Raw genomic sequence first — 26,253 nt, 5'->3', positions numbered from 1 at the left:
GCAGCCGTGCAGCCGTGCAGCCGTGCAGCCGTGCAGCCGTGCAGCCGTGCAGCCGTGCAGCCGTGCAGCCGTGCAGCCGTGCAGCCGTGCAGCCGTGCAGCCGCTGTGAAACGCGACGCGCCCCGGAGGAGTTCCGGGGCGCGTCCTGTTCCGGCTCGGTGGCTACGAGGCCTGCCGCTCCGGTCCGTGGTGGATCTCCACGCCGCCGGAGTCGCCGAAGGTCAGCCGGCAGGTGTCCGCGCGGTACGTGGCGACGGAGAGCGCGGCGGTGCGGCCGGCGGCGAGGAAGCGGGTGGTGACGACGAGGACCGGGGCGCCGGGGAGCCGGTCGAGCTCCTTGGCGTCGTCGGCGCGGGCCGAGCCGAGCTCCACGGAGCGGTCCTGGCCCTCCAGCGCCAGGCGCTGCAGCTCCCGCAGCACGGCACGCGCGCGTGCCGATCCGGACGGCGCGTCGATCGCCGTCAGGTCCGGGACCGAGGACGCCGGGATGTAGAGCAGTTCGGCGGCGACGGGCTGACCGTGGGAGACGCGGGAGCGGCGCACCATGTGCACCGGCTCCTCCGAGCCGGTCTCCAGGGCTGCCGCGACGGCCGCGGGCGGCACCGCGAGGGTGCAGTCGACCGGCTGCCAGGCGTCCTCGGGGGCGCCCGGCCAGGCGTGCTCGTCGGTGCCGACGGCCACGCCCATGCGCGGGGGCGCCACCGTCGTACCGACACCGCGGCGGCGCTGGAGGCGACCCTCCAGTTCGAGCTGTTCGAGGGCCTGACGGAGCGTGGCGCGGGCCACGCCGAAGCGGGCGGCGAGGTCGCGCTCGTTGGGCAGGATCTCGCCGACCGAGAACTCCGAGTCGAGTGCCTCACTGAGCACGGTCTTGAGATGCCAGTACTTCGGTTCCGGTACCGATTCCAGCTGCGTGGTCCCCACCCTGTCCTCCGCAATCGCCGTGGTCCGGCGGCGTTTTAGCGCCCTTGTTTATTAAAGGTTGTTGTACTTATCTGCGACCATAAGGCGGCGCACACCCTTGGTCAAGACCAATCCTCGATCCCAGGGGCAGCGCATAGAAAGCGGTGCCATGCAGCGTTCACGGGGCGTTCGCACGGGGGCGTTTTCGTGACATTGCGGCAAAGCTCCCGTCGCACGGCGGGCACCGTGGGGCGGCCGGGGCCGGCGGGCGGCGGGCGGCGGGCGGCGGGCGGCGGGCGGCGGGCGGCGGGCGGCGGGCGGCGAGGGTCCCCTGCCCCTTCGTTCTACGGATGATGCGGACGGCCCGAACGGTCCGGCCGGTCCTGATGATGCGGATGGTCCTGATGACGCGGACGACCCGGCCGGACCGGATGGACGGGATGGACGGGATGGACGGGATGGACGGGATGGACGGAATGAACCGGATGGGCCGAATGGACGGGATGGACCGGATGGACCGGATGGACCGGCCGGGACCGTCGACGACGCCGATCACGCCCCCGCGCCATCCGACACGTTCCCCCCTCCCGCCGGAATCGCCTCGTTCGCCGCGGGCTCGGCCCAGAATGATCCGCGGACCACTGCCGGCCGGCGACCCCGGGGGCCCTGGACGTGCGGCTGCCGACGCGACTGACGCTCATGCGGCACCTCGGGCATCCCGACGGCAACCCGGAGCCGCGCAGGGTGCGTTGGGTGACGCCGTCCGCCGCCGAGGCGCGACACACCGACGGGGGACTACCCGCCAGTAGCAATTGCTGACAAGCTGTCTACGACGTCAGCCGATGTCCCAGACGAGGAGCCCCCATGTCCGCCACCGTCTCGCTCGAAGTCCCGGCCGCGCAGGGCCAGCAGGACGTGACCGTCTCCTACGCGCGCGTGGGCCGTGGAGAGCCGCTGGTCCTGCTCCACGGCATAGGGCATCACCGGCAGGCCTGGGACCCGGTGGTGGACATCCTCGCGACCGAGCGGGACGTGATCGCCGTGGACCTGCCCGGCTTCGGCGCCTCCCCCGGACTTCCCGCCGGCCTCGCCTACGACCTGCCCACGACCAACACCGTGCTCGCCGCCCTGTTCGAGGCGCTGGAGCTGGACCGGCCGCACGTGGCCGGCAACTCGCTCGGCGGGCTGCTGGCCCTGGAGCTGGGCCGCGAGAAGCTCGTACGGTCCGTCACCGCCCTCTCCCCCGCCGGATTCTGGACGCAGGCCGAGCGGCGCTACGCCCTGGCCGTGCTCATCGCCATGCGGCGGATCGCGGAGCGGCTGCCGCTCCCGCTGGTCGAGCGGCTGTCCCGGACGGCCGCCGGGCGGACGGCCCTGACCAGCACCATCTACGCCCGCCCGGCACGCCGTTCACCCGAGGCCGTGGTCGCCGAGACGCTCGCGCTCGCGGGGGCCACCGGGTTCGCCGAGACCCTGCGGGCGGGGTCCGCCGTCCAGTTCACCGACGACGTGCCCGGCATCCCGGTCACCGTGGGCTGGGGCACCCGGGACATGCTGCTGGTGCGCCGCCAGGGGGTCCGGGCCAAGCAGATCATCCCCAAGGCCCGCCTGGTCCGGCTGCCCGGCTGCGGCCACTGCCCGATGAACGACGACCCGGCGCTGGTCGCACGGGTCATCCTGGACGGCAGCCGATGAGCGTCGCCGGGCGCGGGGTGCGGCGTCGGCGGTCCCCGGCCGCCGGCTCGCACCGGACCTGGCCGCGGCGGCCTGCGCTCGTCGGCCGATGTGTGGCAGGGCTCCGGAGCCCAGGGCGACCCCCGCGCCCACCAGGGCGCCGCCGACGGCCTGGGCGGGGCCGTAGGAGCCCGTTCCGACGAGTGGGGCGGTGCAGACGGCGGTGAGGGGGACGAGGCCCGTGAGGAGGGTCGCGCGCTCCGTGCCGATCCGCTGCACGCCCATGTACCAGCACACGAAACCGACGACGGTGACGACCGCCGCCTGCCACAGCAGCGCGGCCGTCTCCGTGGCGTCGGGCCCGCGCAGCCACGCCCCGCCGTCGAGCAGAATCCCGGCCACCGCCGCCTCGGCCGCGGCGACGGCGCACACCGTGGCGGTCAGCAGCCGTGGCCCGAGCGCCCGCAGCACCGGCCCCGCGAGCACCGCGAACCCGACCTCACCGGCCAGCGCGCACACCGAGAAGGCGATCCCGCTCGCGTCGGTACGTCCCCAGCCCTGGACGGCGAAGGCGCCGACGGCGACCAGCGACGCCCCCTGGAGAACCCGGCGTTGCGGCCCGCGCCCGTCGAGGAGCGGAACCAGGACCGCCACCACCACCGGAGCGCAGCCCACGAAGACACCGGGAACCGCCGGTTCCGCGGTGCGTTCGGCGGCCAGGATCACCAGATTGAAGCCGACCATGCCAACGGCGGCGAGCAGGGCCAGCCGCAGCCACGCGCGCGCCCCGAGCCCGCGCAGCCGCTCCACCGCGCACGGCCCGACGAAGGGCACGAGCAGCAGACAGGCCGCCCCGTAGCGCAGGAACTGGCCGCCCGCGTAGGGGTAGTGGCCCAGCACGCTGTTGGCGGTGAAGGAGGCCCCGACGAGTACATAGGCGAACGCCGTCAGGAAGGCGCCGCGTGCGGTGGTCGCGTTCATGAGGACGACGCTAGGAACCTGGGCGGCCCGGATTAAGGTCCACTTCCATGACGTCATCGGGGACCAATCCGGACGGCCTGCCGGGATCCGCCACCTGGGAGCTGTTGCTGCCGGCCGCGTCGGCACCGGCACGCGCGCGTGGCCGTTTCCTCCAGGCGGCCCTGCGCGAGGCGATCCGTACCGGACGGCTCGCGCCCGGCACGCGGCTGCCGTCGAGCCGTGAGCTGGCCAAGGACCTCGGTGTGTCACGCGGACTGGTCACCGAGGCGTACGAGCAACTGACGGCGGAGGGCTATCTGCGCAGCGGACAGGGGGCGGGGACCTGGGTGGGCGGCGCGGTGCGGGCGGCGTCGGCACGCGCACGTGATCTGGCGCCGCGCTCGCCGGGGGTGCGGGTGGACTTCGTACCGGGGTCACCGGATCTGGCGCTGTTCCCGCGCGCCGCCTGGGCCGCCGCGCAGCGCGAGGTGCTGGCCGAGCTCCCGCACCGCGACCTCGGCTACCCGGACCCGCGCGGGCTGCCCCGGCTGCGCTCGGCCCTCGCCGAACTGCTGGCCCGGCGCCGGGGCGTGGTCGCCGACCCGGAGCGGATCGTGGTCGTCTCCGGGGTGGCACAGGCGACGACGCTGCTCGGATCCGTGCTGCACGCGCGCGGGATGCGCGAGATCGGTGTGGAGGACCCCGGCAGCCCCCAGCACGACGGCCTGTACGCGGCGGCCGGGCTGCGCACCGTGCCGCTGCCCCTGGACGCCGAGGGCCTGGCCCTGGGCCCGCTCCGCGACTCGGGGGTACGCGCGACGATGACGACGCCCGCCCACCAGTACCCGACCGGGATCGCCTGCTCCGCGGGACGCCGGACCCGGCTGCTGGACTGGGCCCGTGCGGTGGACGGCCTGCTGCTGGAGGACGACTACGACGGCGACTTCCGCTACGACCGCGCCCCGGTCGGCGCGCTCCAGGGTCTCGACCCGGAACGCGTGGCGTACATGGGATCGGTCAGCAAGTCCCTCGCCCCTGGGCTGCGGCTGGGCTGGCTGCTGGTGCCGGAGTATCTGGCGTACGACGTCGTCGAGCGCAAGCGGACCATGGACCTGGGTCACCCCTCCCTCGACCAGGCGGTGTTCGCCCGGTTCCTGGAGCGCGGCGACTACGACCGACAGCTGCGCCGCTGCCAGCGCGCCTACCGGGAACGCCGGGACGTCCTGGTGGACTCGCTGGCCCAGCACTTCCCGCACGCGCGCGTGTCCGGGATCGCGGCGGGGCTGCACGCCATCGCCGAACTCCCGGAGTCCTGCGGGCCGGAGAGCCGTTTCGTGGCGCGGCTGGCAGCCGCCGGGGTCGCGGTGCGTCCGCTGGGCGCGTGCACGCACGCACCGGCCGACGACTCCGTCGTACGGCTGGTGCTGGGGTACGCGCACCTGTCGCCGGCGCGGATCCGGGAGGGGGTGCGGGTGATGGCGGAGGTGCTCGGCGGGTGACCTTCATGGGCTCCTTCGTGGACTCCTTCATGGGGCCCTTCATGGGCTCCTTCATGGGCCGGGCAGTTGTTCACTTGTGGTTTCCGTGAGCGCTGCGGCGCACCAGTAGTTGTGGCTGTGCGCAACTGGCCGGATCTCGCTCTGGAGGCCCTTCATGTCCCTTTCGTTCCCAGGCCGCCGCAGCGTGCTGCGCGGCTCCCTCGCCGCGTCGGCGGCCCTGACCCTGCCCACGGCGTTCAGTGCGGCTCCGGCGTTCGCGCTCTCCGGGCGGCCCCGGGCCGACTGGGGTGTGCAGGCGGGCGACGTGACCGCCGACTCCGGCCTGGTGTGGGTCCGTTCGGACCGGCCGGCCCGGATGATCGTGGAGACCTCGGCCACCGAGTCGTTCCGCAACCCGCGCAGATGGCGGGGCCCGCTGCTCGGCGCTGACAGCGACTTCACCGGCACCACACGGCTGCACGGGCTGCCGTCCGGTGAGCAGATCCATTACCGCGTGCTGCTCGCCGACGCCGACGACCCGCGCCGCACCGCCGAGCCGGTCACCGGCACCTTCCGCACCGCGTCCACCCGTCGGCGCCAGGGCGTGAAGTTCCTGTGGTCCGGCGACCTGGCCGGGCAGGGCTGGGGCATCAACGAGTCCATCGGCGGCTACCGCATCTTCGACGCGATGGCGAAGCTGGACCCGGACTTCTTCCTGTGCAGCGGTGACAACATCTACGCCGACGGCGTGATCTCGGCGACGCAGGCACTGCCCGACGGCAGCCTGTACCGCAATGTCACCAGCGAGGCGAAGTCGCACGTCGCGGTCACCCTGGACGACTTCCGCGGCAACTTCCGCTACAACCTGCTGGACGAGGCGCTGCGCCGGTTCAACGCCCAGGTACCGAACGTCATCCAGTGGGACGACCACGAGGTCCGCAACAACTGGTACCCGGGCGAGGTCATCGGCACCGGCACCCCCTACCCGGCCGGAACCAGGCTGGACGACATGGCGGTGCGCTCCCGGCAGGCGTTCTCGGAGTACTTCCCCATCTCGACCATCAGCGGCCGCCCGGACGGCCGGATCTACCGCGTCCACCACCACGGCCCGCTCCTCGACGTGTTCGTGCTCGACATGCGCACCTACCGCAACGCGAACTCGCCCGACAACCAGACGACCGACCCGCAGGGCATCCTCGGCGCCGAGCAGCTGGAGTGGCTCAAGCGCGAGCTGTCCCGGTCGCGCGCGGTGTGGAAGGTCATCGCCGCGGACATGCCGCTCGGCCTGGTGGTGCCCGACCCGGTCGAGGGCCTGGCGAACTTCGAGGCCGTCGCCCAGGGCGACCCGGGCGCGCCGCTCGGCCGCGAGCTGCAGATCGCCGAACTGCTCCGGTACATCAAGCACCGCAGGATCACCGGCACGGTGTGGCTGACGGCGGACGTCCACCACACCTCGGCCCAGCACTACGACCCGTCGCGGGCCGCGTTCAAGGACTTCGCGCCGTTCTGGGAGTTCGTCTCAGGGCCGCTCAACGCCGGCGCCTTCCCGGCCAGCGCGCTGGACGGCACGTTCGGCCCCGACCGGGTGTTCGTCAAGGCGCCGACCGCCTCGAACGTGTCGCCCGCGGAGGGTTACCAGTTCTTCGGCGAGGTCGACATCGACGGCCACAGCGGTGAGCTGACGGTCCGTCTGCGCGAGTACGACGGCACCGTGCTGTTCACCCAGACCCTGCAGCCGGGCCGGGTCGGCCAGTAACTCCCGTACGCTTTTCGCAGGGCCGCGCACCGGCGTCATCCCCCGGTGCGGGGCCCTGCCGCACTCCCGGCACGGGTTCCGCCACCTCCTCGGCACGGGCCGGGCCCTACTCCCCGACTCCGCGGCACGGGTCCCGCCGGGCCCCGCCGCGCGCCCCTCGCAGCCTCCTCGAACTTCCTTGCCCGCAGCGCGTATTCGCAGGTCAGAGCCGATTGTCAGTGGTCGCCCCTACGGTTTTTCCATGACGCGATCTTCACAGGCCGTGGCCTATCGCCAACCCTCCGTGCTGCGCTCCGCCGCCGACGGACGCCATCTCGGACTGGAGACCTCCCGGGGTGCGACGCCCACCGGCGTCGAGGACCATCCGCGGTTCTTCGCGGGCTTCCTGACCTCGCCTCAGGTGGCCGCCGCCGGGCTGCTCGCGGTGGCCGACGTGGCCGCGGCGCGGTACTACCAGCCGCAGCTGCGCGCCTCGCTGGACCCGGTGGTGACGGGCAACGGCGACCGGCTCCGCTTCGAGTCCTTCTCCGGCTGCGGCGGGGTGTACGCCCGGCTGGACGTCCTCGGCCCGGGCCTGGACGGCGGCGAGGTGGGCCACGGCACGACGAACGTCGACGTCAACAACCCACTCCGGGAGGCTCTTTCCCGGCTCGGCACCGACGATCCGCTGCATCTGCGCGTCGGCCCCGAGGAGTTGGCGGTGACCACGCTCGACGGCCCGGTGGTGGAGAAGAAGGTCCCGCTGCCGGACCGCTGGCTGCGCGGCTTCGCGGAGGCCCAGGTCATAGCGGCCGGGTTCGACCTGCGGGCCGAGCTGCCGGCCGACGAGGCGGTGCGGTTCCTGCGCTCGCTCCCCCGTGCCGGCACGGCCCGCCGGGGCTCGGCCGGCCCCCGCTGGGTGGTGCCGGCGGGCCGGGGGCTGCGGCCGACGACCCGCCCGGTGCCGGGTGCGGTGTGCCTGCCGGGACCGGAGCGGCTGGCCGCGCTCCAGCGGGTGCTGCGCCATGCGACGGCGTTGCGGGTCTACGGCCCGCAGGGCGCCCTCGCGGTCTCTGGTACTGCCGCCGCCTGGGAGGTCGTGCTGCCGGGCATGCGGCTGACGCTGACCCTGTCGCCCGACCCGGCCCGCGGGTTCTCCGGGGAGGGCGGGGTGCTGGACGCGCTCGCCACCGACGCGGCCGCCGAGGACGCGGAGCTGATCGCGGTGCTGCTGGCCTGGGAGCCCCGGGTCGACGTAGCCGACCTGGCCGCCTCAGCCGGGCTCACCCCGGAGCGGGTCCGGGCGGCTCTGATCCGCCTCGGCACCTCGGGACGCGTCGGCTACGACACGGCGGAGGCCGCCTACTTCCACCGCGAGCTGCCGTACGACGCGGGCCGCGTCGAGCGGCACAACCCCCGGCTGCGCTCGGCCCGGGCGCTGGCCGCCGCGGGCGCGGTGACCGTCGACGGCGCTGTCGGCACGGTGACGGCCGAGGACGGTCATGTGCACCGGGTGCGGGACGCGGCGGGAGTGCTGAGCTGCAGTTGTCTGTGGTGGGCGAAGTACCGGGGCGGGCGCGGGCCGTGCAAGCACGCGCTGGCGGTGCGGATGGTGCGGCGCGGTGGAGCGATGGAGCAGGACATGGCGGAGATCGACGGGGGTACGCGATGAGCGCGGTGCTGGAAGCGGTGCGGATGGGGCGCGCGGGCGAGACGGAGGCCTTGCTGAGGAAGACGCCGGATACCGAGCGACGGGCGTTGCTACCGGAGTTGAAGAGGCTGCGCAAGGAGGTGCGGGCCCTGCCGTGGGACCAGCGGAGCCGGCTCGAGCGCATGTATCCGGCGCTTCAGGTGGCCGGGGCGATGTGTCACTCGGGGGCGGCGGCGGCCGCGGCCTGGATCGCCGGGGCGGACATGCGCTGGCGGCAGGCGCCGGCGGAGACGCTGCTGCGGGCGCTGGCCGAGCGGGACACCGGCTGGCAGGCCGATGTGGCGTACCGCCTCGCCGCCCGGCCGGTCTCCGCGGACGTGCCCTTCCCGCTGATGGCCGGACTGGTGCGCCGCTCGGGATGCGAGGTGCCGGTGACGGACGCCTATGTGGTCGGCTGGGTCCGGCACATCGGCCACGGCTGGGGGCGCGTCCCCCTGATCGACCGGCTGCGGGCCGAGCCGGACCTCGCGCCGCTGGTGAACGGCCTGTTCGAGATCTCCGAGGTCGGCGAGGTCCGCTGGCTGTTCGGCGACGGTCCCGGTTCCTGGCAGAGCGCGATCGCGGAACTCACCCGCACGGGTGAACTGGACCGCGGGGCGGTGGTCGACGCCTGTGTCGCCCGTCTGCTGCGCGGCGGCGGTCCGACCGACCACCGGATCTTCCTGCCGATGCTGCTCCAGCTCGCCCTCACCCGGGAGGAGGAGCGCGAGCGCGTCACCGACTGGACGGCGCTGGCCCGGGACGCCGCCTCCCCCGTCGCCGCCCACGCCCAGGCGGTCCTCGCCGCCCTGGCGCTCGACGGCGAACTCACCGCACGGCAGCTGGCGGAGGCCTCCGAAGGACTGCTGTTCCGCACCGAGAAGAAGCTGGTGCGCGCCCAGCTGGTGCTGCTGGGCAAGGCGCTCGCCCGTGAGCCGGCCTCGGCGGCACAGCTGCTGCCGACCGTGGCCCAGGCGTTCGGGCACGAGGACACCCAGGTGCAGGAGCGGGCGCTGAAGCTGGTGGAGCGGCACGCGAAGCGGCTCGACGATCCGGCGGCCCGGTGCGGCATCGCCGGCGCGGCCGGACAGCTGAGTCCCGTCCTGCGTATCCGGGCGGCCGAAGCCGTGGGGATCGCGGCCGTGGCGGCGCCCGAGGAGTACGAGGAGGTGCTGCCGCCGGCGCCGGAGCCGTTCCGGGCGGCACCGGCTCCGGATTCGGCGGTGGAACTCGCCGAGGAGGTCGGCGCGCTGCTGGCGGCCGACGGGGACGTGGCGGCGTTCGAGCGGGCGCTGGACGGGCTGGCCCGGCACGCCCACCGCGACCAGGACGCGCTGCGGGCGGCGCTCGAACCGGTGGCCGCCACCCGCTGGTGGAGGCAGCCCGACGCCCGCCGCTGGTGGCACACCGACGAGTACTTCGGCAACACCCGCTACGGCCTCCTCGGCGCCCGGGACGGCCTGGAACTGCTGCTGGCCACGCTGTTCGGCGTCGTCGGCACGGACACCCTGTTCGCCGCCCAGCAGCGCGGACCGGCCGATCACGAGTGCGCGCACACCGGGTTCTCCCGGGTGTTCGACCTCCGGCTGCGTGAACTGGCGTACCGGATACGGACGGATCCTCAGCCGCTGCTGCTGGCCACGCCGTCGTGGAGCACCGGGCTTCTGGAACCGGGCGAGCTGGTCGACCGGCTCGCGGTCTACGGTCGGCTGGGCGCCCGGGTCGGTGCCGCCGACTTCGCGCAGGCGCTGCTGCGGGTGCGCCGCGAGGACCGTGCGGCGGCCCTGGCGGCGGCGGAGCGGGCGGCGGCACTCGGCACGCCGGAGGGCGAGCGGCTGGCACGCCGGCTCTCCGCCGGGGCACCCGCCCTGCCCACGTCCCACCACCGGATCTCGGGGGTGCGGATCCTGGTCGAGTCGGGTGAAGTCCTGGAACTCCAGGCGGACTTCCCCGAGGCGTTCCGGCGGCTGGGCCGGCCGGTCACGGCCGGCGACGGGCGGCGGTACTGCCACCACTGGGGCCAGGAGAACCACCAGCACTGGCTGGCCATCCTCCCGGAACAGCGCGAGCTGGTCGCCGTGCGGCTGGTGCACGATCTGTCCCAGGCCGCCGTGGACGACCAGCGGGGCATGGCCGCCGCCCTTCCGCTGCTCGCCGAGTCCGGCGGCACCGCCGGGGGGAGCACCCGTCTGTGCGTGGCCTACGGGCTGGGCTCCCGGCATCAGGAGGACCGGCTCGCCGCGGTGGACGCGCTGCTGGTACTGGCCGCGCGCGGGCAGCTCGACGCGGAGCGGCTGGGCGCCGACCTGGGCCAGCTGGTCCGGCGCGGAGCGGTGAAGCCGCTGCGGCTGGCCGAGTCGGCGCGGACGGCCGCGGCCACCGGGGCCAACACGACGATATGGGAGATGCTCCGGCACACCCTTCCCGTGCTGCTCGCCGACCTCGCGACGGCGGGCGCGGGCACACCGGGTCCGGCCCGTGGGCTCGGAGAGCTGCTCGCGGTCGCCGCCGAGTGCGCCGAGCGGTCCGGGGCCAGCGGTGCGCTGCCCCATCTCTCCCAGGCGGCGGCTCGGCGCGGCTCGTCCCGTCTGGTGGTCCAGGCCCGCCGGTTGCGGGACGCGCTGGGTGCACAGGTGGCCGCCTGACGGGGACCAGAACCGGTCATTTCAGGGACGCCGTAACAGTAGAAAACTAAACAAAAACAACATAAGCACGCTTTACCCGTCAGTCACAGAGCGTTCGTGATCACGCAACACCCTTCCTTCACAGTGGATGCATGAATCGAGACATGTCTGACGTGAGGCGCACACGGAACGGACGCCCCGTGCACCACTGGCGACGGGACGTCGTCGAACTCGCCGCCCTGTTCACGGCCGTCGCGGTCGCGGACGCGGTGGCGAACCTGATCGGGCACGGCCCCGACGGCCCGGCGCTGCTGGTGATCTCGGCACTGGTGCTGGCCGCCACGGCCGGCTTCCACGTGTGGTGGGCGAGGCGCCCAGGTCACGCACCTCCGGTGCCCCATAGCGATACCGGCGCCCGGTCGGCCGTCACCAGGACACGGCAGGCCGGGCCCGGTGCGCAGGCTCCGGGGGGCGAAGGCGCGGACAGCACGCTGTGGCGGCTGCGCACCACCGTGCGGGACGTGCCCGGTTCGCTGGCCGTGCTGTGCGCCGGGCTCGCCGGGCACGCGGTCGACATCCTGAACCTGCAGACGCATCCGCTGGGCGACGGCACGGTCGACGAGTTCCTGCTGCGGGCCCCGGGCCCGCTGACGGCCGCCGAGATCACCCGGGCGGTCGCGCTGGCCGGGGGCAGGGACACCTGGATCGAGCGGGCCGACGCGCACGATCTGGTGGACGCCCCGACCCGGGTACTGGGCCTGGCGACCCGAACCGCACTGGACGCGGCGGAACTTCCGCTGGCCCTCCGGCAGTTGTTGGGGAGGTGCACGATCCGCTCGCTCCCCGCCCATCCGGTCGGCGGGGCCCGGCGCCCCGAGACGGTTCCCGTCGAAGGGGTGCTGGAGGACACCGTGATGCGGCTGCGCGCACCGGAGGGTGGAGTGATCACCGTGGAGCGGCCGTATCTGCCGTTCACGCCGACCGAGTTCGCGCGGGCGCGCGCGCTCGTCGAACTGGACGCCCGGCTCGGGCCACGCATCCCGCACAGCCAGGACGTGCTCACCCTGCCCGAGGGCAGGGAGATCACCGTACGCCGGGCTGACACCGGTGACGTGGAGGCCGCGAAGGCCATGCACGAGCGCTGCTCGGCACGGACCCTCGGGCTGCGCTACCACGGCCCGGTCGGGGACGCGGACCGCTACCTGAACCACCTGCTCAGCCCCCGCTTCGGCCGGACGCTGGCCGTACAGACCGCCTCGGGCCGGATCGTCGGCCTCGGGCACCTGCTGTGGGACGGGGACGAGACGGAGGTCGCGCTGCTCGTCGAGGACGACTGGCAGCGGCGCGGGATCGGCCGCGAGCTGCTGGGTCGCCTGGTGGGCATGGCCATCGAGGCCGGCTGCGACAGCGTGTACGCGGTGACGCAGGCGTCCAACACCGGGATGGTGGCGGCGATGCGGGGGCTGGAGTTGCCGCTGGATTACCAGATCGAGGAGGGGACGCTGGTCATCACGGCCCGGCTGGCGGCGGTTCCGGCGGAGCCGGGGAATGCCGTGACTGCCGCGGGACGGCTTTCCGGTGCGGGTGAGACGGGGAAGTCCGAAGCGCCGTAGGGGCGTTGGACTGCGCGGCGGCTGCGGGTGCATCGCGGCGGGTCGCGCAGTTCCCCGCGCCCCTGAAGGGGCGCGGCTAGTGCGGCCCCAGTGCCCGGTCCAGGTCCGCCCACAGATCGTCCACGTCCTCCAGGCCCACCGACAGGCGCAGCAAGCTGTCGCTCACTCCGGCGCTGCGGCGGTCTCCCTCGTCGACGACGCGGTGGCTGATGGACGCCGGGTGCTGGATGAGGGTGTCGACGCTGCCGAGACTGACGGCGGGAGTGATCAGGCGTACCCGGGAGACGACCTCATGCGGGTCGTCGTACACCTCGAAGGCGATCATCGCGCCGCCCAGCCGCGGGTAGTGGACGCGGGCGACGCGCGGGTCGGCGGTGAGGCGGCGGGCGAGTTCGGCGGCGGTGGCGGAGGCGGCGCGGACCCGCACCGGGAGCGTGGACAGGCCGCGCAGCAGTAGATAGCCGGCCAGCGGGTGCAGCACGCCCCCGGTGGCGAAACGTATCTTCCTGAGCTGCCCGGCGAACTCCTCGTCACAGGCGACCACCCCGGCCAGGACGTCGCCGTGGCCGCCGAGGTACTTGGTCGCGCTGTGCAGCACCAGCCGGGCGCCGTGTTCGGCAGGGCGCTGGAGCACGGGGGTGGCGAAGGTGTTGTCGGTGAGCAGCGGGACCGTACCGCAGGCGTGGGCGACGGCCCGCAGGTCGAGTTCGGCGAGGGTCGGGTTGGCCGGGGACTCGACCAGCACCAGACCGGTGTCCGGGCGCAGCGCGTCGGTGATGCCCGCCGGGTCGGTCCAGGTGACCTCGGTGCCGAGGAGACCGGCGGTGAGCAGGTGGTCGCTGCACCCGTAGAGGGGCCGTACGGCGACGACATGGCGCAGGCCGGTCGCCGCGCGGGCGAGCAGCACGGCGCTCAGCGCGGCCATGCCGCTGGCGAAGGCGACGGCCGACTCGGTGCCCTCCAGGCGGGCCAGGGCGGTCTCGAAGCGGGCGACCGTCGGGTTGCCGAGCCGCCCGTAGACCGGCGGTCCGGTCGGGTCCGCGCCGTCGGTGGCGAAGGCGTCGATGCGGGCGGCCTCGGCACGGCTGTCGTAGGACGGGTAAGTGGTGGACAGGTCGATCGGCGGGGCGTGCAGGCCCTGGCGGGCGAGGTCGTCGCGGCCGGCGTGCACGGCCTCGGTGGCCAGGGCGCGCGGGGCGCCGGACAGTCGCGTCGCGCCGGCGCGGAGGTTCACCGAGTCGTCGCAGGCGCGCACTGAGTCGTCGTAAGTGCTCGTCGAGTCCATGGCCGAAGGGTGAACATCGAGCGGGGCGTGGGGCGTGGACACCGTGTTACGTTCGCCGCATGGCCGAATCTGTCGTACTGGATCCGGTCGATCTGCATCTGCTGCGGCTGCTGCAGAACGACGCCCGGACCACCTACCGCGATCTCGCCGCCCGGGTGGGCGTGGCGCCGTCCACCTGTCTGGACCGGGTGACCCGGCTGCGGCGCTCCGGAGTGATCCTCGGCCACCGGCTGGAGCTCGATCCGGCCAAGCTCGGGCGCGGTCTTGAGGCGTTGCTGTCGGTGCAGGTGAGGCCGCACCGGCGGGAGTTGGTGGGGCCGTTCGTGGAGCGGATCAGGGCGCTGCCCGAGTCGCGGACGGTGTTCCATCTGACCGGTCCCGACGACTACCTCGTGCATGTGGCCGTGGCCGACATGACGGACCTCCAGCGGCTGGTCCTGGACGAGTTCACGTCCCAGCGCGAAGTGGCCCGGGTGGAGACCCGCCTGATCTTCCAGCAGTGGGAGTGCGGACCGCTGCTCCCGCCTACGCCGTCAGCTCAATCCCAGTGACGTGCGGCGGCCCGTCGTACAAGGATGGACCGCATGTCACAGACCAACAGCCCGCTGCCCCGTCAGGTCGCCGACACCTTCGTCGACGAGCTCATCGCCCTCGATCCGATCACCGGTACGTTCCTCGGCGTCAAAGAGAGTTCGAGCCGTCTGCCCGACACCTCGCCGGCCGGCCGCGAGGCGCTCGCCCGGCTCCAGCGTGACACGCTCGCCCGGCTCGACGAGGCCGAGCGGCAGCCCGGCGCGGACAGTGACATCGAACGTCGCTGCGCACGTCTGCTGCGCGAACGGCTCAGCGCCTCCCTCGCCGTGCACGAGGCGGACGAGAGCCTGCGCTCCGTCAGCAACCTGAGCTCGCCCGCGCACGCGGTACGCCAGGTGTTCACCGTGACGCCCACGGCCACCGAGGAGGACTGGGCGGCGGTCGCAGAACGGCTGCGCGCGGTGCCGGCCGCGCTGGAGGGATACCGGCAGTCCCTCGAACTCGGCCTGGACCGGAAGCTGTACGCCGGTCCGCGCGCCACCGCGACCTTCGTCGGACAGCTCGGCGAGTGGGCCGACACGGGCGACGGCAAGGGCTGGTTCGAGCAGTTCGCGGCGTCCGGGCCCCAGGCGCTGCGCGCCGAGCTGGACGAGGCGGCCCGCTCCGCCACCCAGGGTGTGGTGGCGCTGCACGACTGGATGCGCGACGTGTACGCGCCGGCGATCGAGGGTGCGCCGGACGTGGTGGGCCGCGAGCGGTACGCCCGCTGGGTGCGCTACTTCAACGGCACCGACCTCGATCTGGACGAGGCGTACGCGTACGGCTGGTCCGAATACCACCGGCTGCTCGGCGAGATGAAGACCGAGGCCGAGAGGATCCTGCCCGGCGCGGCCACGCCGTGGGTGGCGCTGGCGCACCTGGACGAGCACGGCACCCACATCGAGGGCGTCGACGAGGTCCAGCGCTGGCTGCAGTCCGTGATGGACGAGGCCATCGAGAAGCTGGACGGCACCCACTTCGACCTGGCCGAGCGGGTCCGCCGCGTCGAGTCCCGGATCGCTCCCCCCGGCGGCGCGGCGGCGCCCTACTACACGCCGCCGTCGGACGACTTCGAGCGCCCGGGCCGCACCTGGCTGCCGACCATGGGCGAGACCCGGTTCCCGGTCTACGACCTGGTCTCGACCTGGTACCACGAGGGTGTACCCGGCCACCACCTCCAGCTGGCCCAGTGGAAGCACATCGCCGGGAGCCTCTCCCGCTACCAGGCCAGCGTGGGCATGGTCAGTGCCAACGCCGAGGGCTGGGCGCTGTACGCGGAGCGGCTGATGGACGAGCTGGGCTTCCTCACCGACCCGGAGCGCCGGCTCGGTTACCTGGACGCGCAGATGATGCGCGCCGCGCGGGTCATCATCGACATCGGCATGCACCTGGAGCTGACGATCCCGGACGACTCCCCCTTCCACCCCGGGGAGCGCTGGACGCCGGAGCTGGCGCAGGAGTTCTTCGGCGCGCACAGCAGCCGCCCGGCGGACTTCGTGGAGAGCGAGCTGACCCGCTACCTGTCCATGCCGGGGCAGGCCATCGGCTACAAGCTGGGCGAGCGGGCCTGGCTGCTGGGCCGGGAGCAGGCCCGTGAGCGGCGCGGCGACGGCTTCGACCTCAAGGCCTGGCACATGGCGGCCCTGTCCCAGGGTTCGCTGGGCCTGGACGACCTGGTGGACGAGCTGTCCCAGCTCTGACGGTACTCCGGGTGCGGCAGCCGCCCCCGGAGCCGACGACCTGCCCGGTGACCCGGTGCGCCTCCTGCGAGGAGCGCAGCCGGGTCGTCGGGCAGACCCCTGTCCGGCCGGGACCCGCGCGGCCACGACCGCCTGGACCTCGCCGCGCTCACGCCGGGTAGCGCGCCGGAGACGTCGACCGATGTGGCGCCGTCTGCCGTTCGGGGGTGCTCCGGTGGCGTCGGCCGGGCGCAGGCGGCTTGCTGGTGCGGGGGGCCATCGCACAGGAAGCGAGCCGCGCATGCAGACCTCCACGCCCCGGCGGCAGCCACTGGAGGCCCCCCGTTCCGCCGGTGTGGCCGGCATCGTCTTCGCCCTGCTGCTGGCCGCCGCGATCGTGCTGATCCGGCTGGGCATCCCGCAGGGCGCCGACGCGGTCACCACCCAGGCACCGGACCCCGCCCGGCGCAGCGCCGTCCAGGCGGCGCTCATGCTGGTGCCGTTCGCCGGCATCTTCTTCCTCTGGTTCATCGGCGCGGTGCGCACCCATGTCGGAGACAGCGAGGACCGGTTCATCGCCACCGTGTTCCTCGGCAGCGGGCTGGTCTTCACGGCCACGATGTTCGGCGCCGCCGCGGCGGCCGCGGCCCTGCTGGACACCGCGCATCCGGCGGGTACCTCGCCTTCCCGGCCCACCTGGGACTTCGGTCAGCACTTCGCGTACACGCTGATGACCGGGTACGCGATGCGGATGGCGGCCGTCTTCGTCTGTTCCACCTCGGTGATCGGGCACCGCCTGGGCATCCTGCCGCGCTGGCTCACGGTGCTGGGCTTCCTCAGCACCGTGGTCCTGCTGTTCGTGTCGTCGATCGTGCCCTGGGCCGAGCTGGTGTTCCCGGCATGGTCGCTGCTGCTCAGCTCGTACCTCGTGGTGGCGGGCTTCCGCCGCTCCGCCACGGCCCCGGCGTCCTGAGGGCTCACCCGTTCGGAACGCCTCGGCGCGCGGCGCCGGGCGTGGGCTCCCATGCTGGCGGGCGGGGAGTTCCCCGCCGTCCAAGGCCGGACGGACGGGCTGGCGGTACGCACGACACCTGGCCACCGGAAGGGCGAAGCCATGATGCGCCTTGTCGTCGATCTCAACAGATGTCAGGGATACGCCCAGTGCGCGTTCCTCGCTCCGGACATCTTCACCATGCACGGCGAGGAATCGCTCGTCTACGACCCGCGGGCCGAGGCGGAGCAGCGGGAACGGCTGGCCCGCGCCGTCGCCGCCTGCCCCGTGCAGGCCATCACGGCCGACGGCCTCGACGAGACCGTGGGAAGGACGTCCGATGCCGCCCAATGACTATCTCGACTGGCTCCGGCGCGAGGGCCGGATCGTGATCGTGGGTGCCTCACTGGCCGGGCTGCGCGCAGCCGAGACACTGCGTGCCGAGGGCTTCGCCGGCGAACTCACCATGATCGGCGACGAGCCGTACGAGCCGTACGACCGGCCGCCGCTGTCCAAGGGGGTGCTGCTCGGCAAGGCGTCCCCCCAGCACACCGAACTTCCCCACCGCCGGGAGATCGACGCGAAGTGGCGGCTGGGGGTCGCGGCGACCGGTCTCGACATCGAGGCCAGGCGGGTACGGCTGGCGGACGGCGACGAGGTCGAGTACGACCGTCTGCTGATCGCGACGGGCGTGAGCGCCCGGCCCTGGCCCAAGGAGGACGAGGCCCGGCTGGACGGCGTGTTCACCCTGCGCACCCGGGACGACGCGGCCGCGCTGCAGCGGCGGCTGAAGGCCGGCCCACGCCGGGTGTTCGTGATCGGCGCCGGGTTCACCGGTTCGGAGATCGCCTCGGCCTGCCGGGAGCACGGGATCGAGGTCACCGTGGCGGAACGCGCGGGCGCGCCGCTGGTGGGTGCCCTGGGCGGGGTGATCGGCGCGGTCGCGGCCGACATGCACCGCGAGAACGGCGTGGACCTGCGCACCGGGGTCATGGTCACCGCGCTGGAGGGCGACCCGGCCGGCCGGGTGCGCGCCGTCCATCTGTCCGACGAGAGCATCGTCGAGGCGAACGTGGTGATCGTGTCGCTGGGCGCGACCCGCAACACCGGCTGGCTCACCGGATCCGGTCTCGGCGCGGGTCCCCAGGGCATCGCCTGCGACGCGGGCTGCCGTGCCTTCGACTTCCGGGGCATCGTCACCGACGACGTCTTCGTCGCCGGCGATGTCGCCCGGTCCCCGCACGCGCTGTTCGGCTACCAGTTCCTCTCCCTGGAGCACTGGGGCAACGCGGTCGCGCAGGCCGAGATCGCCGCGCACAACATGATCAGCCCGAGCGCCGAGCGCAGGCCGCATCTGTGGGTGCCGGCGTTCTGGTCGTCCCAGTTCGGGGTGAACATCAAGTCCGTCGGGGTGCCGCCGATGGGCGAGCAGATCATGATCACGCAGGGCTCGCTGGTCGAACGCCGGTTCGTCGGGGTGTACGGCTACAAGGGCCGGACGATCGCCGCGGTGAGCTTCGACAACACCCGGTGGCTGGAGTTCTACCAGCGGCAGATCGAGAAGGGCGCGCCGTTCCCGGTGGAGTTCCCGACGGTGGACCGCCGTCCCGAGGGCCGGGTGCCGGTCGACGCCGACTTCCCGGACCCCGCCCTGCCGACGCACGGCCCCATGGTGACCCTCAGCGGCTACTCGCCGACCGACCAGCAGCTGGTCTTCCACCCCGCCCGCCACTGACCGCGCCCCGGCCCCGACGCTCCAAGGACCTGTCATGCCGCAGACCTCGATGTTGCGCCAGATCACCGACTTCGCGAACCGTGCCAATCCGTACCCGGTGTACGAGGAACTCCGCAAGACGCCGGTGCTGCATGAGGAGGACGACGGCCCCTACCTCATCAGCTCGTACCACGACATCGAGGCCCTGTTGCACGATCCGCGGATCAGCTCCGACGAGTCCAACGTGACCGCCGGCGGGCACGACGACCTGTCCGGTCCGGAGGCGACGGGACTGCCGCCGAGCTTCATCCGGCTCGACCCGCCGGAGCACGACCGGCTCCGCAGGATCGCCAACAGCTCCTTCGGGCCACCGCACCGGCCGCGCCGGATCGAGAACATGCGGGGCCAGCTGGAGGAGACCATCACCGGCCTGATCGACGGCCTCGGGGACGCACGGGAGTTCGACCTCGTCGACCAGGTCGCTTACCCCTTCCCGGTCACCGCGATCTGCCGGCTGCTCGGCGTGCCGCGCGAGGACGAGCCCCGCTTCCGTACCTGGGTCGACCCGATCGTCGCCGGTCTGGACCCCGACAGCCGTACGGCCGCCGACTCCCAGCGCACCGCGCAGGAGGCACGGCTGCAGCTCGGCATGTACCTGAACGGGCTGGTGGAGCAGCGCGCCAAGGATCCCCGTGACGACATGCTGTCCGACCTGGTGCACAGCAGTGGCCCGGACGGCTCCATGACGACCATGGAGGTACTGAGCACCGCGGTGCTGCTGCTCATCGCCGGCCATGAGACGACCGTCAACCTGATCACCAACGGCATGCTCACGCTGCTGCGGCACCCGGAGGTCCTGGAGCGGCTCCGCAACGACCCGGGACTGTCGGTGCGGATCGTGGAGGAACTGCTGCGTTACGAGCCACCGGTGCAGCTCGTGCCGCAGCGCACCTGTATCGCCGACATCGAAGTGCGCGGGGTGACCATTCCCAAGGGTTCGCGCATCTGGCTCGTGCTGGCGGCCGGCAACCGGGACCCGGAGCGGTTCCAGGACCCCGATCGCTTCGACCCGGATCGCCAGGACATCCAGCACCTCGGCTTCGGCAGCGGCATCCACAGTTGCTTCGGCGCCCCGCTGGCCCGCATCGAGGCCCAGCTCGCGCTGGCCCAGCTGGCCCGCCGGCTCGACAACCCACGGCTGGTCGAGGACCCGCCGCCCTACCGTCCGAACGCGGTGCTCCGCGGCCCGCGCCACCTGAACATCGCGATCGACGGCATGAAGTGAGGGTTCGTCAGGACTTTATCCGGCGCAACTGCACCAGACCCAGCCAGGTTTCCGGGCCGGGCCTGGTGTAGGCGGCGCGCACCTCGTAGGTGCCGGGCTCCAGCGGGACCCGCAGATGGTCCCCGCCCTCGACCTCGCCACCCGGCCAGGCGGAGTCGAACAGGACGACGGGGCCCGGGACCTGCCAGCGGATCTCGTTCTCCCACACGGCGCTGTCGAGCGCGGCGGGGACCTGTGCCAGGAGTTCGTCCTCGGAGTTGGCGGCGGACCAGCGTACGAACGTGCCGTGGTCCGGCAGGAAGGACGTCGAGGCGGGTTCGTCACCGAGGACGAGGGCAGCGCTGTCCCCGACCGGGAGCAGTCCGACATAGCCGTCGACCTCGCAGGCCCGGTCGTAGTCGGTGGCCAGTTCCTCGCTGTCGGCTCCGGCCCAGAACGGCAGGACCGTCTCCGGGACCGCCACGAGTGGGCCGCCGCCCGACTCCACCCACTCCACCGCGCCTGGATCCGCATAACGAGTCATGGGGTGAACCTACACGGACAGCGACGGCACAGGTTCGCCTCCGGGAATCAGCAACCGCAGTCGCCCGCGACGGGTGCCGTGAGCGGGTCCGGGGCGCGTCGCTCCCGGCCCTGCCAGGTCTCGAACTCGAAGCCCTCACGCACCCAGTACTCGAACCCGCCGAGCATCTCCTTGACCCGGAAGCCGAGTTCGGCCAGCGCGAGGGCGGCACGGGTCGCACCGTTGCAGCCGGGACCCCAGCAGTACGTCACCACGGGCACGTCCCTGTCGAGGAGCCGGGCCGCCTGCTCGGGGATCAGTGCGGTGGGCAGGTGGACGGCGCCGGGGATGTGGCCCTGGTCCCAGGATTCGGTGGAGCGGGAGTCCAGGACGACGAAGCCGGGGTCGTCGTCGGCGGCGAGGGCGGCGGCCACGTCGGAGACGTCGGCGTGGAAGACGAGGCTCGCCCGGAAGTGGGCGGCGGCCTCGGCCGGTGCGGCGGGGGCGACGCGCAGGACGGGGTTCACGGTGGGGGCGGGCATCTGGGGCCTTTCGCTGAGGCGCCGGTGCGGCGGATCTCCTTGACCTGAAATCTACGGCCGGTGACCGACCGCCCTGAAGGTGCGATTCCCGGCCCTGGCCTTGTCCGGCCGGGGATTCCCTGTTATCCATCGCCCATGACCGTGTTTTCCCCGGACGCCACCGACTGGCGCATTCTCGATGTCCTCCAGCGCGAGGGCCGGGCCAGCTTCGCGGAACTGGCGCGTGCCGTCGCGATGTCCCCGAGCGCGGTGACCGAGCGGGTGCGCCGCCTCGAGGAGGCGGGCGTGATCCAGGGGTACGCGGCGGTGGTCGACCCGGAGCGGCTTGGCCTGCCGATCCTCGCCTTCGTCCGGCTGCGCTACCCCAACGCCAACTACCGGCCGTTCCACGACCTGGTCGCCGCCACCCCCGAGATCCTGGAGGCGCACCACGTCACGGGCGACGACTGCTTCGTCATCAAGGTCACCGCCCGCTCGATGCGCCACCTGGAGGAGATCTCCGGCAGGATCGGCACCCTGGGCTCGGTGACGACGAGCGTCGTCTACTCCTCGCCCCTCCCCCGCCGCGCCATCGGTCTAGTGCTGTGACCGGAAAGGTCTGCCGGGAAGCTCGCGGCGTCCGGTGCGGTGCATCGCAAGGCGGGGCATCATCCGCGTACTGGATGTACTCGGGTGGTGGGACAAACCCGCGAGGTGCCGTGCCGGGCGTCGCGAGCCGGTGAACCTCTCCGGTCGCAGCACTAGACCCCGCGCTGGTGCAGCGCCGAGCCCGATCTGCCCTTCGCCACCTCCAGTTGGGCGTGGATGCGGCGGCGCAGATCGGCGACATGGCTGACGATGCCCACACTGCGCTCGCGTTCGCGCAGCGAGTCGAGGACGTCGAGGACCTCGTCCAGGGTCTGTTCGTCGAGGCTGCCGAAGCCCTCGTCGATGAAGAGGGTGTCGAGCCGGACCCCGCCGGCCTCGTCGGTGACGACGTCGGCGAGGCCGAGGGCGAGGGCGAGGGAGGCGAAGAAGGTCTCGCCGCCGGACAGGGTGGCGGTGTCCCGTTCGCGCCCGGTCCAGGCGTCGACGACATGCAGCCCGAGGCCGCTGCGGCCGCGTCCGGTGCGGTCGTCGGAGTGGACGAGGGTGTAGCGGCCGGAGGACATGCGGTGCAGGCGTACGGTCGCGGCGGCGGCGACCTGTTCCAGGCGGGCCGCCAGGACGTACGACTCCAGCCGCATCCGGCGCTCGTTGTCGGCGGAGGTGCCGGCGGTGAGGGCGGCGAGCCGGGCGACCCGCTCGTACTCCTCGCGCAGCGGCCCGAGCCGGCGTACGCCCTCGGTGGCGCGGGCGGACAGCCGGTCGAGTTCGGCGCAGCAGTCGGCGGCCCGGTCCCGGGCGGAGGCCGCGTCGCGCAGCCGCCGGCCCGCCGTGGCGGCGTCGGCTTCCGCCGCTTCGAGGTCGGCGGGCGGCTGCTGGGCGGCCGCCGCGGTGTCGGCCTCCGCCAGTACGGCGCGCACCGCCGCCTCCTCGGACTGCCAGTCGTCCAGACGCCGTTGGAGTTCTCGGTGGGCGGTGTCGTCGAGGAGGGCGGCGGCCGCGTCCTGCGGGGTGTCGAAGCCGGCCCGGAAGGCGGCGTCGGCGAGCCGGGCGTCGGCGTCCTTCAGATGCCGGGCGGTGTCGTCGGCGGCGCGGGCGGTGTCGGCGGCGTCCGTGAGCAGCGCCGCCTGCCGCTCCAGCTGCGCGGCCCGTGCGGCGACACTGACCGCACCGCCCCGGGCCTTCGCCAACTCCTCCTGCAGGGAGGCATGTTCGGCGTCGAGACCGTCACGCCGGGTCAGCCGGGCCGCGGCCCGGACCTCGGCCTGCTGCCGGCCGGCCAGCCGACGCTCGCGCTCCTGCTCGGCGAGCCGCAGCTCCTCGTGCGCCGCGTGCAGGTCGGAGGCGCCGCGCCGGGCCCGTGCGTACTCCTGCTCCAACTCGTCGGCCTCGGCGGCGAGTTGGCTGGTAGGTGTGTCGGCCGCCTCGGCGGTGGCGGCGGCCAGTGCCTCGCGGACGGTGCCGAGGCGACGCTCGTCCTCGGCGCGCTGTTCGTCGGCGCGCTGGTAGGCGGCGAGCGCCCGCTCCTCCGCCTCCCGGTCGACGTGTCCCGCGAACTTCCTTGCTGGCGCCGGGTGTTCGGTGGACCCGCAGACCGCGCAGGGCGCGCCGTCGGTGAGATCGGCGGCCAGCTCGGCGGCGATGCCGTTCAGCCGCTGTTCCTTGAGGTCGAGCCAGTGGGCCCGTGCGTCGACGGCCTCGCGCGCGGAGGTCAGGGCTGCGCGCTGGGCCTCGCCCGTGTCCCGGCCCAGCTCGTCCCGCAGCCGCGCCGCCTCCAGCCGCCGGCGGGCGGGTTCGCGCTGTACGGCGAGCTGCTCGGCACGGGTCGCGGCCTCCTGCGCGGAGTCGATACGGGACTGCAGTCCCGCGCGCAGGGCGTCCCAGTCGGCGAGCCAGCCCGCCGCCTCGCGCCGGGCGTCCTCGTCGTCCCGTTCCTGCCGGTCCAGGTGCCCGCGCTCGTCGACCACCTCGGCGAGCCGTCGCTCGGCCCGGCGCGCGGACTCCAGGCCGCCCAGCTCCTCGGCGACCCGGCGGGCAGCGGTGGCGAGCCCTGCCGCTCCGGCTTCCGCGAAGGTCTCCGGCAGCAACGCACGCGCGCGTGCCTCGGCGGCGGCCGCCTCGCGGTGCCCGGCCTCGGCGGCCTCCCGCAGCTCCAGCGCCGGCGCCACCGACTCCGCCCGCCGCCCCCGCTCCATCCGCGCCTGCGCCGCACGGCGGTCCCCGGCGCGCTCCTCCAGCCGTACCGCCCGCTCCCGCGCCTCGGCGAACCGGCCCTGCAGCCGCGCCAGTTCGCGGACATCGGCCAGCGCGCGGTCGGCGGTGAACTGGGCGGACTCGGCCGCGGTGAGGCGGCAGTGGGCGACGGTGAGGCGTTCGCGGGCGGTGCTGCGGGCGACGGCGGCGGCGGTGAGAACGGCCTCGGCGAGACCGGGCTCGCCCGGGGTCAGCTCCGGCAGCTCCATCGCGTCGCCGGCTTCCTGCTGCATGCGGTGCGCGTCGGCCAGCAGCTCGGAGTCGCCGTCCCGCACCCGGGCCTCGGTCGTCCTGCGGCGCTCGGCGAGGCGTTTCTCGACGTCGGCGAAGCGCTGGGTGTCGAAGAGTCGGCCGAGCAGCTGGCCGCGGGCGCCGGCGTCGGCGCGCAGGAAGCGGGCGAAGTCGCCCTGGGGCAGCAGGACGACCTGGCAGAACTGCTCGCGGCTCATGCCGAGCAGCTGGCTGATCTCCTCGCCGATCTCCTGGTGGGAGCGGCTGAGGTCCTTCCAGGCGGCGCCCGGGGCGTCGTACTCGCGCAGCCAGGTCTGGGCCTTGTCGAGGGTGGTGCCGGAGCCGCGTTTCTTGGGGCGCTCCCAGGGCGGCTGCCGGGTGATCTCCAACCGGCGTCCGCCGACGGTGAGTTCGAGGCGGATCTCGGTGCGGGTGGCCGGGTCGGCGTGGTCGCTGCGCAGGGAGGTGCCCTGGCCGCTCTGGCGGGCGCCCGGGACGGTGCCGTACAGCGCGTAGCAGACGGCGTCCAGGACGGAGGTCTTTCCGGCGCCGGTCGGGCCGTGCAGGAGGAAGAGCCCGGCGGCGGAGAGCGCGTCGAAGTCGACGCTCTGGGTGGCGCCGAAGGGGCCGAAGGCGGTGATGTCGAGCCGGTGGAGCCTCACCGGACGGCCTCCCGTCGCGCGCAGGGCCTCACCGCGCCACCTCCCGCACCGTGGCGTCCGCGCGCACGGCGTCGAACGCCTCGCCCAGCACGGTCAGTTCCCGCTGGTCGGGGCCGGCGCCGCGGACATGGGCGACGAAGTCCTCGGCGATCTGGCGGTCGGTGCGGCCGGCCAGGCGGCGGGCGTAGGTCACATCGGGGTCGTCCGGTGCGCGGTCGGGGGCGAAGACCAGGCTGAGGGTGTGCGGGAAGCGCTCGGTGAGGCGGGCCATCGGGTCGGCGGGGCGGACCGTATCGGTGAGGGTGGCCTCGGTCCAGGCGTCCTCGTGCCGGGTCAGGGCGGGGTCGGCGAGCAGGTCGTCGAGCGTGCCGCGGATGCGGGCCAGCGGGCGCGGGACCGGGCAGTCGAGGCGCTCGGCGGTGACGGTGCCGTCGGTGGCCAGGTCGACGAGCCACATGCTCTTGCGGTGGTCGGCCTCGGAGAAGGAGTACGCCAGCGGGGAGCCGGAGTAGCGGACGCGCTCGGTGATCGTCTGACAGCCGTGCAGATGGCCGAGGGCGACGTAGTCGACGCCGTCGAAGACTCCGGCCGGGACGGCGGCCACGCCGCCGACGGTGATGTCCCGCTCGCTGTCGCTGGCCTCGCCGCCGGTGACGAAGGCGTGCGCGAGGACGACGGAACGCGTGCCGGGGTCGCGGGCGGCGAGGTCTGCGCGGACGCGGTCCATGGCGGCGGCCAGCACCGGCTCGTGCCCGGCCTTCTCGACGGCGAACTCGTCCTTCACCAGGGCGGGTTCGAGGTACGGCAGGCCGTAGAAGGCGACGTCGCCGAAGGCGTCGGCGAGGACGACGGGCGTTCCGCAGGCCGAGGGCTCGGTACGCAGATGGATGCCGGCGCGGTCGATGAGGCCGGCGCCGACGCCGAGACGGCGAGCCGAGTCGTGGTTGCCGGAGATCATCACCGTGGGCACGCCCAGGTCGGCGAGCCGGTGCAGGGCGCCGTCGAACAGCTCGACCGCGGCCAGCGGCGGGACCGCGCGGTCGTACACATCTCCCGACACGACCACGGCGTCGACGGCGTGCTCCCGCACGGTGGCGACGAGGTGGCCGATGAAATCGGCCTGGGCGCCGAGCATGTTCACCCGGTGGAACGCCCGGCCCAGATGCCAGTCGGACGTGTGCAGCAGTCTCATGAAAACGCCCTGAACTGCACGTTTACCCCTACTGCGCCTCTGAAACCAGCACGAACCAGCACGAGGCTCGTCATGAACATCC

The 26,253-nt window shown here is 73.5% G+C and carries 19 protein-coding genes and 1 pseudogene; 13 read left to right on the top strand and 7 right to left on the bottom strand.

The features are described 5' to 3' along the window. Positions 1-162: 162 nt before the first annotated feature. Positions 163-924, bottom strand: a complete 762-nt coding sequence (locus tag AB0N16_RS38230; protein WP_365805051.1) for a GntR family transcriptional regulator — start codon at positions 922-924, stop codon at positions 163-165. A gap of 843 nt (positions 925-1,767) precedes the next feature. Between AB0N16_RS38230 and AB0N16_RS38225 the strand changes: the two genes are divergently transcribed. Next, on the top strand, positions 1,768-2,598 hold the full coding sequence (locus tag AB0N16_RS38225) for an alpha/beta hydrolase (RefSeq protein ID WP_365805049.1): 831 nt from the start codon (positions 1,768-1,770) through the stop codon (positions 2,596-2,598). 123 nt (positions 2,599-2,721) lie between these two features. Here AB0N16_RS38225 and AB0N16_RS38220 read toward each other — a convergent pair. Further along, positions 2,722-3,321 (bottom strand): annotated as a pseudogene (locus AB0N16_RS38220) (EamA family transporter); the annotation flags it as partial. A gap of 284 nt (positions 3,322-3,605) precedes the next feature. Here AB0N16_RS38220 and AB0N16_RS38215 point away from each other — a divergent pair. The 5 genes from AB0N16_RS38215 to AB0N16_RS38195 all read left to right on the top strand — a co-directional run bounded on the left by AB0N16_RS38215 (position 3,606) and on the right by AB0N16_RS38195 (position 12,677). After that, on the top strand, positions 3,606-5,036 hold the full coding sequence (locus AB0N16_RS38215; RefSeq protein WP_365805047.1) for a PLP-dependent aminotransferase family protein: 1,431 nt from the start codon (positions 3,606-3,608) through the stop codon (positions 5,034-5,036). A gap of 154 nt (positions 5,037-5,190) precedes the next feature. Next, positions 5,191-6,771 (top strand): alkaline phosphatase D family protein, encoded by a 1,581-nt coding sequence (locus tag AB0N16_RS38210; protein ID WP_365805045.1) that lies wholly within the window; start codon positions 5,191-5,193, stop codon positions 6,769-6,771. Positions 6,772-7,012: 241 nt separating this feature from the next. Then, entirely contained in the window at positions 7,013-8,422 is a 1,410-nt protein-coding gene (locus tag AB0N16_RS38205) for an SWIM zinc finger family protein (RefSeq protein ID WP_365805043.1), read from the top strand. Beyond that, a complete protein-coding gene (locus AB0N16_RS38200) occupies positions 8,419-11,085 on the top strand; it encodes a DUF6493 family protein (RefSeq protein ID WP_365805041.1) in 2,667 nt (888 codons plus the stop codon). The genes AB0N16_RS38205 and AB0N16_RS38200 overlap by 4 nt, the downstream gene beginning before the upstream one ends. Before the next feature lie 179 nt (positions 11,086-11,264). Further along, positions 11,265-12,677: a GNAT family N-acetyltransferase gene (locus AB0N16_RS38195; RefSeq protein ID WP_365805039.1), complete on the top strand. Its 1,413-nt coding sequence runs from the start codon at positions 11,265-11,267 to the stop codon at positions 12,675-12,677. A gap of 76 nt (positions 12,678-12,753) precedes the next feature. On the opposite strand, the gene AB0N16_RS38190 is transcribed toward AB0N16_RS38195, so the two are convergent. Further along, positions 12,754-13,962: a PLP-dependent transferase gene (locus tag AB0N16_RS38190; protein ID WP_365805037.1), complete on the bottom strand. Its 1,209-nt coding sequence runs from the start codon at positions 13,960-13,962 to the stop codon at positions 12,754-12,756. Between the two features lie 59 nt (positions 13,963-14,021). Between AB0N16_RS38190 and AB0N16_RS38185 the strand changes: the two genes are divergently transcribed. From AB0N16_RS38185 to AB0N16_RS38160, 6 genes are all read left to right on the top strand, one after another. Continuing rightward, the gene (locus AB0N16_RS38185; protein ID WP_362561907.1) at positions 14,022-14,513 is read left to right on the top strand and encodes an Lrp/AsnC family transcriptional regulator; all 492 of its coding nucleotides are present in this window, start codon (positions 14,022-14,024) and stop codon (positions 14,511-14,513) included. A gap of 33 nt (positions 14,514-14,546) precedes the next feature. Continuing rightward, positions 14,547-16,235, top strand: coding sequence for a DUF885 domain-containing protein (locus AB0N16_RS38180; RefSeq protein WP_365805035.1), 1,689 nt, complete (start codon positions 14,547-14,549; stop codon positions 16,233-16,235). 280 nt (positions 16,236-16,515) lie between these two features. Then, positions 16,516-17,187: a hypothetical protein gene (locus AB0N16_RS38175; RefSeq protein WP_365805033.1), complete on the top strand. Its 672-nt coding sequence runs from the start codon at positions 16,516-16,518 to the stop codon at positions 17,185-17,187. Positions 17,188-17,331: 144 nt separating this feature from the next. After that, positions 17,332-17,559, top strand: coding sequence for a ferredoxin (locus AB0N16_RS38170; RefSeq protein WP_365805097.1), 228 nt, complete (start codon positions 17,332-17,334; stop codon positions 17,557-17,559). Then, positions 17,546-18,940, top strand: coding sequence for an FAD/NAD(P)-binding oxidoreductase (locus tag AB0N16_RS38165; protein WP_365805031.1), 1,395 nt, complete (start codon positions 17,546-17,548; stop codon positions 18,938-18,940). Before AB0N16_RS38170 ends, AB0N16_RS38165 begins: the two co-directional genes overlap by 14 nt. A gap of 34 nt (positions 18,941-18,974) precedes the next feature. Then, on the top strand, positions 18,975-20,204 hold the full coding sequence (locus AB0N16_RS38160) for a cytochrome P450 (protein WP_365805029.1): 1,230 nt from the start codon (positions 18,975-18,977) through the stop codon (positions 20,202-20,204). A 7-nt stretch (positions 20,205-20,211) separates the two neighbouring features. On the opposite strand, the gene AB0N16_RS38155 is transcribed toward AB0N16_RS38160, so the two are convergent. Further along, on the bottom strand, positions 20,212-20,727 hold the full coding sequence (locus AB0N16_RS38155; protein ID WP_365805027.1) for an immunity 21 family protein: 516 nt from the start codon (positions 20,725-20,727) through the stop codon (positions 20,212-20,214). Positions 20,728-20,774: 47 nt separating this feature from the next. Then, complete coding sequence (locus tag AB0N16_RS38150; protein ID WP_365805025.1) at positions 20,775-21,248, bottom strand: rhodanese-like domain-containing protein; 474 nt, start codon at positions 21,246-21,248, stop codon at positions 20,775-20,777. A gap of 135 nt (positions 21,249-21,383) precedes the next feature. Here AB0N16_RS38150 and AB0N16_RS38145 point away from each other — a divergent pair, with 135 nt between their 5' ends. Next, positions 21,384-21,836: an Lrp/AsnC family transcriptional regulator gene (locus AB0N16_RS38145; RefSeq protein ID WP_365805023.1), complete on the top strand. Its 453-nt coding sequence runs from the start codon at positions 21,384-21,386 to the stop codon at positions 21,834-21,836. Positions 21,837-21,988: 152 nt separating this feature from the next. Here the strand turns inward: AB0N16_RS38145 and AB0N16_RS38140 are convergent, their stop codons facing one another. Further along, positions 21,989-24,979: an SMC family ATPase gene (locus AB0N16_RS38140; protein WP_365805021.1), complete on the bottom strand. Its 2,991-nt coding sequence runs from the start codon at positions 24,977-24,979 to the stop codon at positions 21,989-21,991. 28 nt (positions 24,980-25,007) lie between these two features. Beyond that, positions 25,008-26,171, bottom strand: a complete 1,164-nt coding sequence (locus AB0N16_RS38135; protein WP_365805019.1) for an exonuclease SbcCD subunit D — start codon at positions 26,169-26,171, stop codon at positions 25,008-25,010. Between the last annotated feature and the right edge of the window lie 82 nt (positions 26,172-26,253).

Source organism: Streptomyces sp. NPDC051105, from assembly GCF_040682795.1.
Taxonomy (GTDB): domain Bacteria; phylum Actinomycetota; class Actinomycetes; order Streptomycetales; family Streptomycetaceae; genus Streptomyces.
This window is presented reverse-complemented; position numbering and strand designations above follow the sequence as displayed.

What these genes read in the sequence shown, in the direction of transcription:
- AB0N16_RS38225 (WP_365805049.1), top strand. Translation starts at nt 1,768, where the DNA reads ATGTCCGCCACCGTCTCGCTCGAAGTCCCGGCCGCGCAGGGCCAGCAG.
- AB0N16_RS38215 (WP_365805047.1), top strand. Translation starts at nt 3,606, where the DNA reads ATGACGTCATCGGGGACCAATCCGGACGGCCTGCCGGGATCCGCCACC.
- AB0N16_RS38210 (WP_365805045.1), top strand. Translation starts at nt 5,191, where the DNA reads ATGTCCCTTTCGTTCCCAGGCCGCCGCAGCGTGCTGCGCGGCTCCCTC.
- AB0N16_RS38205 (WP_365805043.1), top strand. Translation starts at nt 7,013, where the DNA reads ATGACGCGATCTTCACAGGCCGTGGCCTATCGCCAACCCTCCGTGCTG.
- AB0N16_RS38200 (WP_365805041.1), top strand. Translation starts at nt 8,419, where the DNA reads ATGAGCGCGGTGCTGGAAGCGGTGCGGATGGGGCGCGCGGGCGAGACG.
- AB0N16_RS38190 (WP_365805037.1), bottom strand. Translation starts at nt 13,962, where the DNA reads ATGGACTCGACGAGCACTTACGACGACTCAGTGCGCGCCTGCGACGAC.
- AB0N16_RS38185 (WP_362561907.1), top strand. Translation starts at nt 14,022, where the DNA reads ATGGCCGAATCTGTCGTACTGGATCCGGTCGATCTGCATCTGCTGCGG.
- AB0N16_RS38180 (WP_365805035.1), top strand. Translation starts at nt 14,547, where the DNA reads ATGTCACAGACCAACAGCCCGCTGCCCCGTCAGGTCGCCGACACCTTC.
- AB0N16_RS38175 (WP_365805033.1), top strand. Translation starts at nt 16,516, where the DNA reads ATGCAGACCTCCACGCCCCGGCGGCAGCCACTGGAGGCCCCCCGTTCC.
- AB0N16_RS38170 (WP_365805097.1), top strand. Translation starts at nt 17,332, where the DNA reads ATGCGCCTTGTCGTCGATCTCAACAGATGTCAGGGATACGCCCAGTGC.
- AB0N16_RS38165 (WP_365805031.1), top strand. Translation starts at nt 17,546, where the DNA reads ATGCCGCCCAATGACTATCTCGACTGGCTCCGGCGCGAGGGCCGGATC.
- AB0N16_RS38160 (WP_365805029.1), top strand. Translation starts at nt 18,975, where the DNA reads ATGCCGCAGACCTCGATGTTGCGCCAGATCACCGACTTCGCGAACCGT.
- AB0N16_RS38155 (WP_365805027.1), bottom strand. Translation starts at nt 20,727, where the DNA reads ATGACTCGTTATGCGGATCCAGGCGCGGTGGAGTGGGTGGAGTCGGGC.
- AB0N16_RS38150 (WP_365805025.1), bottom strand. Translation starts at nt 21,248, where the DNA reads ATGCCCGCCCCCACCGTGAACCCCGTCCTGCGCGTCGCCCCCGCCGCA.
- AB0N16_RS38145 (WP_365805023.1), top strand. Translation starts at nt 21,384, where the DNA reads ATGACCGTGTTTTCCCCGGACGCCACCGACTGGCGCATTCTCGATGTC.
- AB0N16_RS38135 (WP_365805019.1), bottom strand. Translation starts at nt 26,171, where the DNA reads ATGAGACTGCTGCACACGTCCGACTGGCATCTGGGCCGGGCGTTCCAC.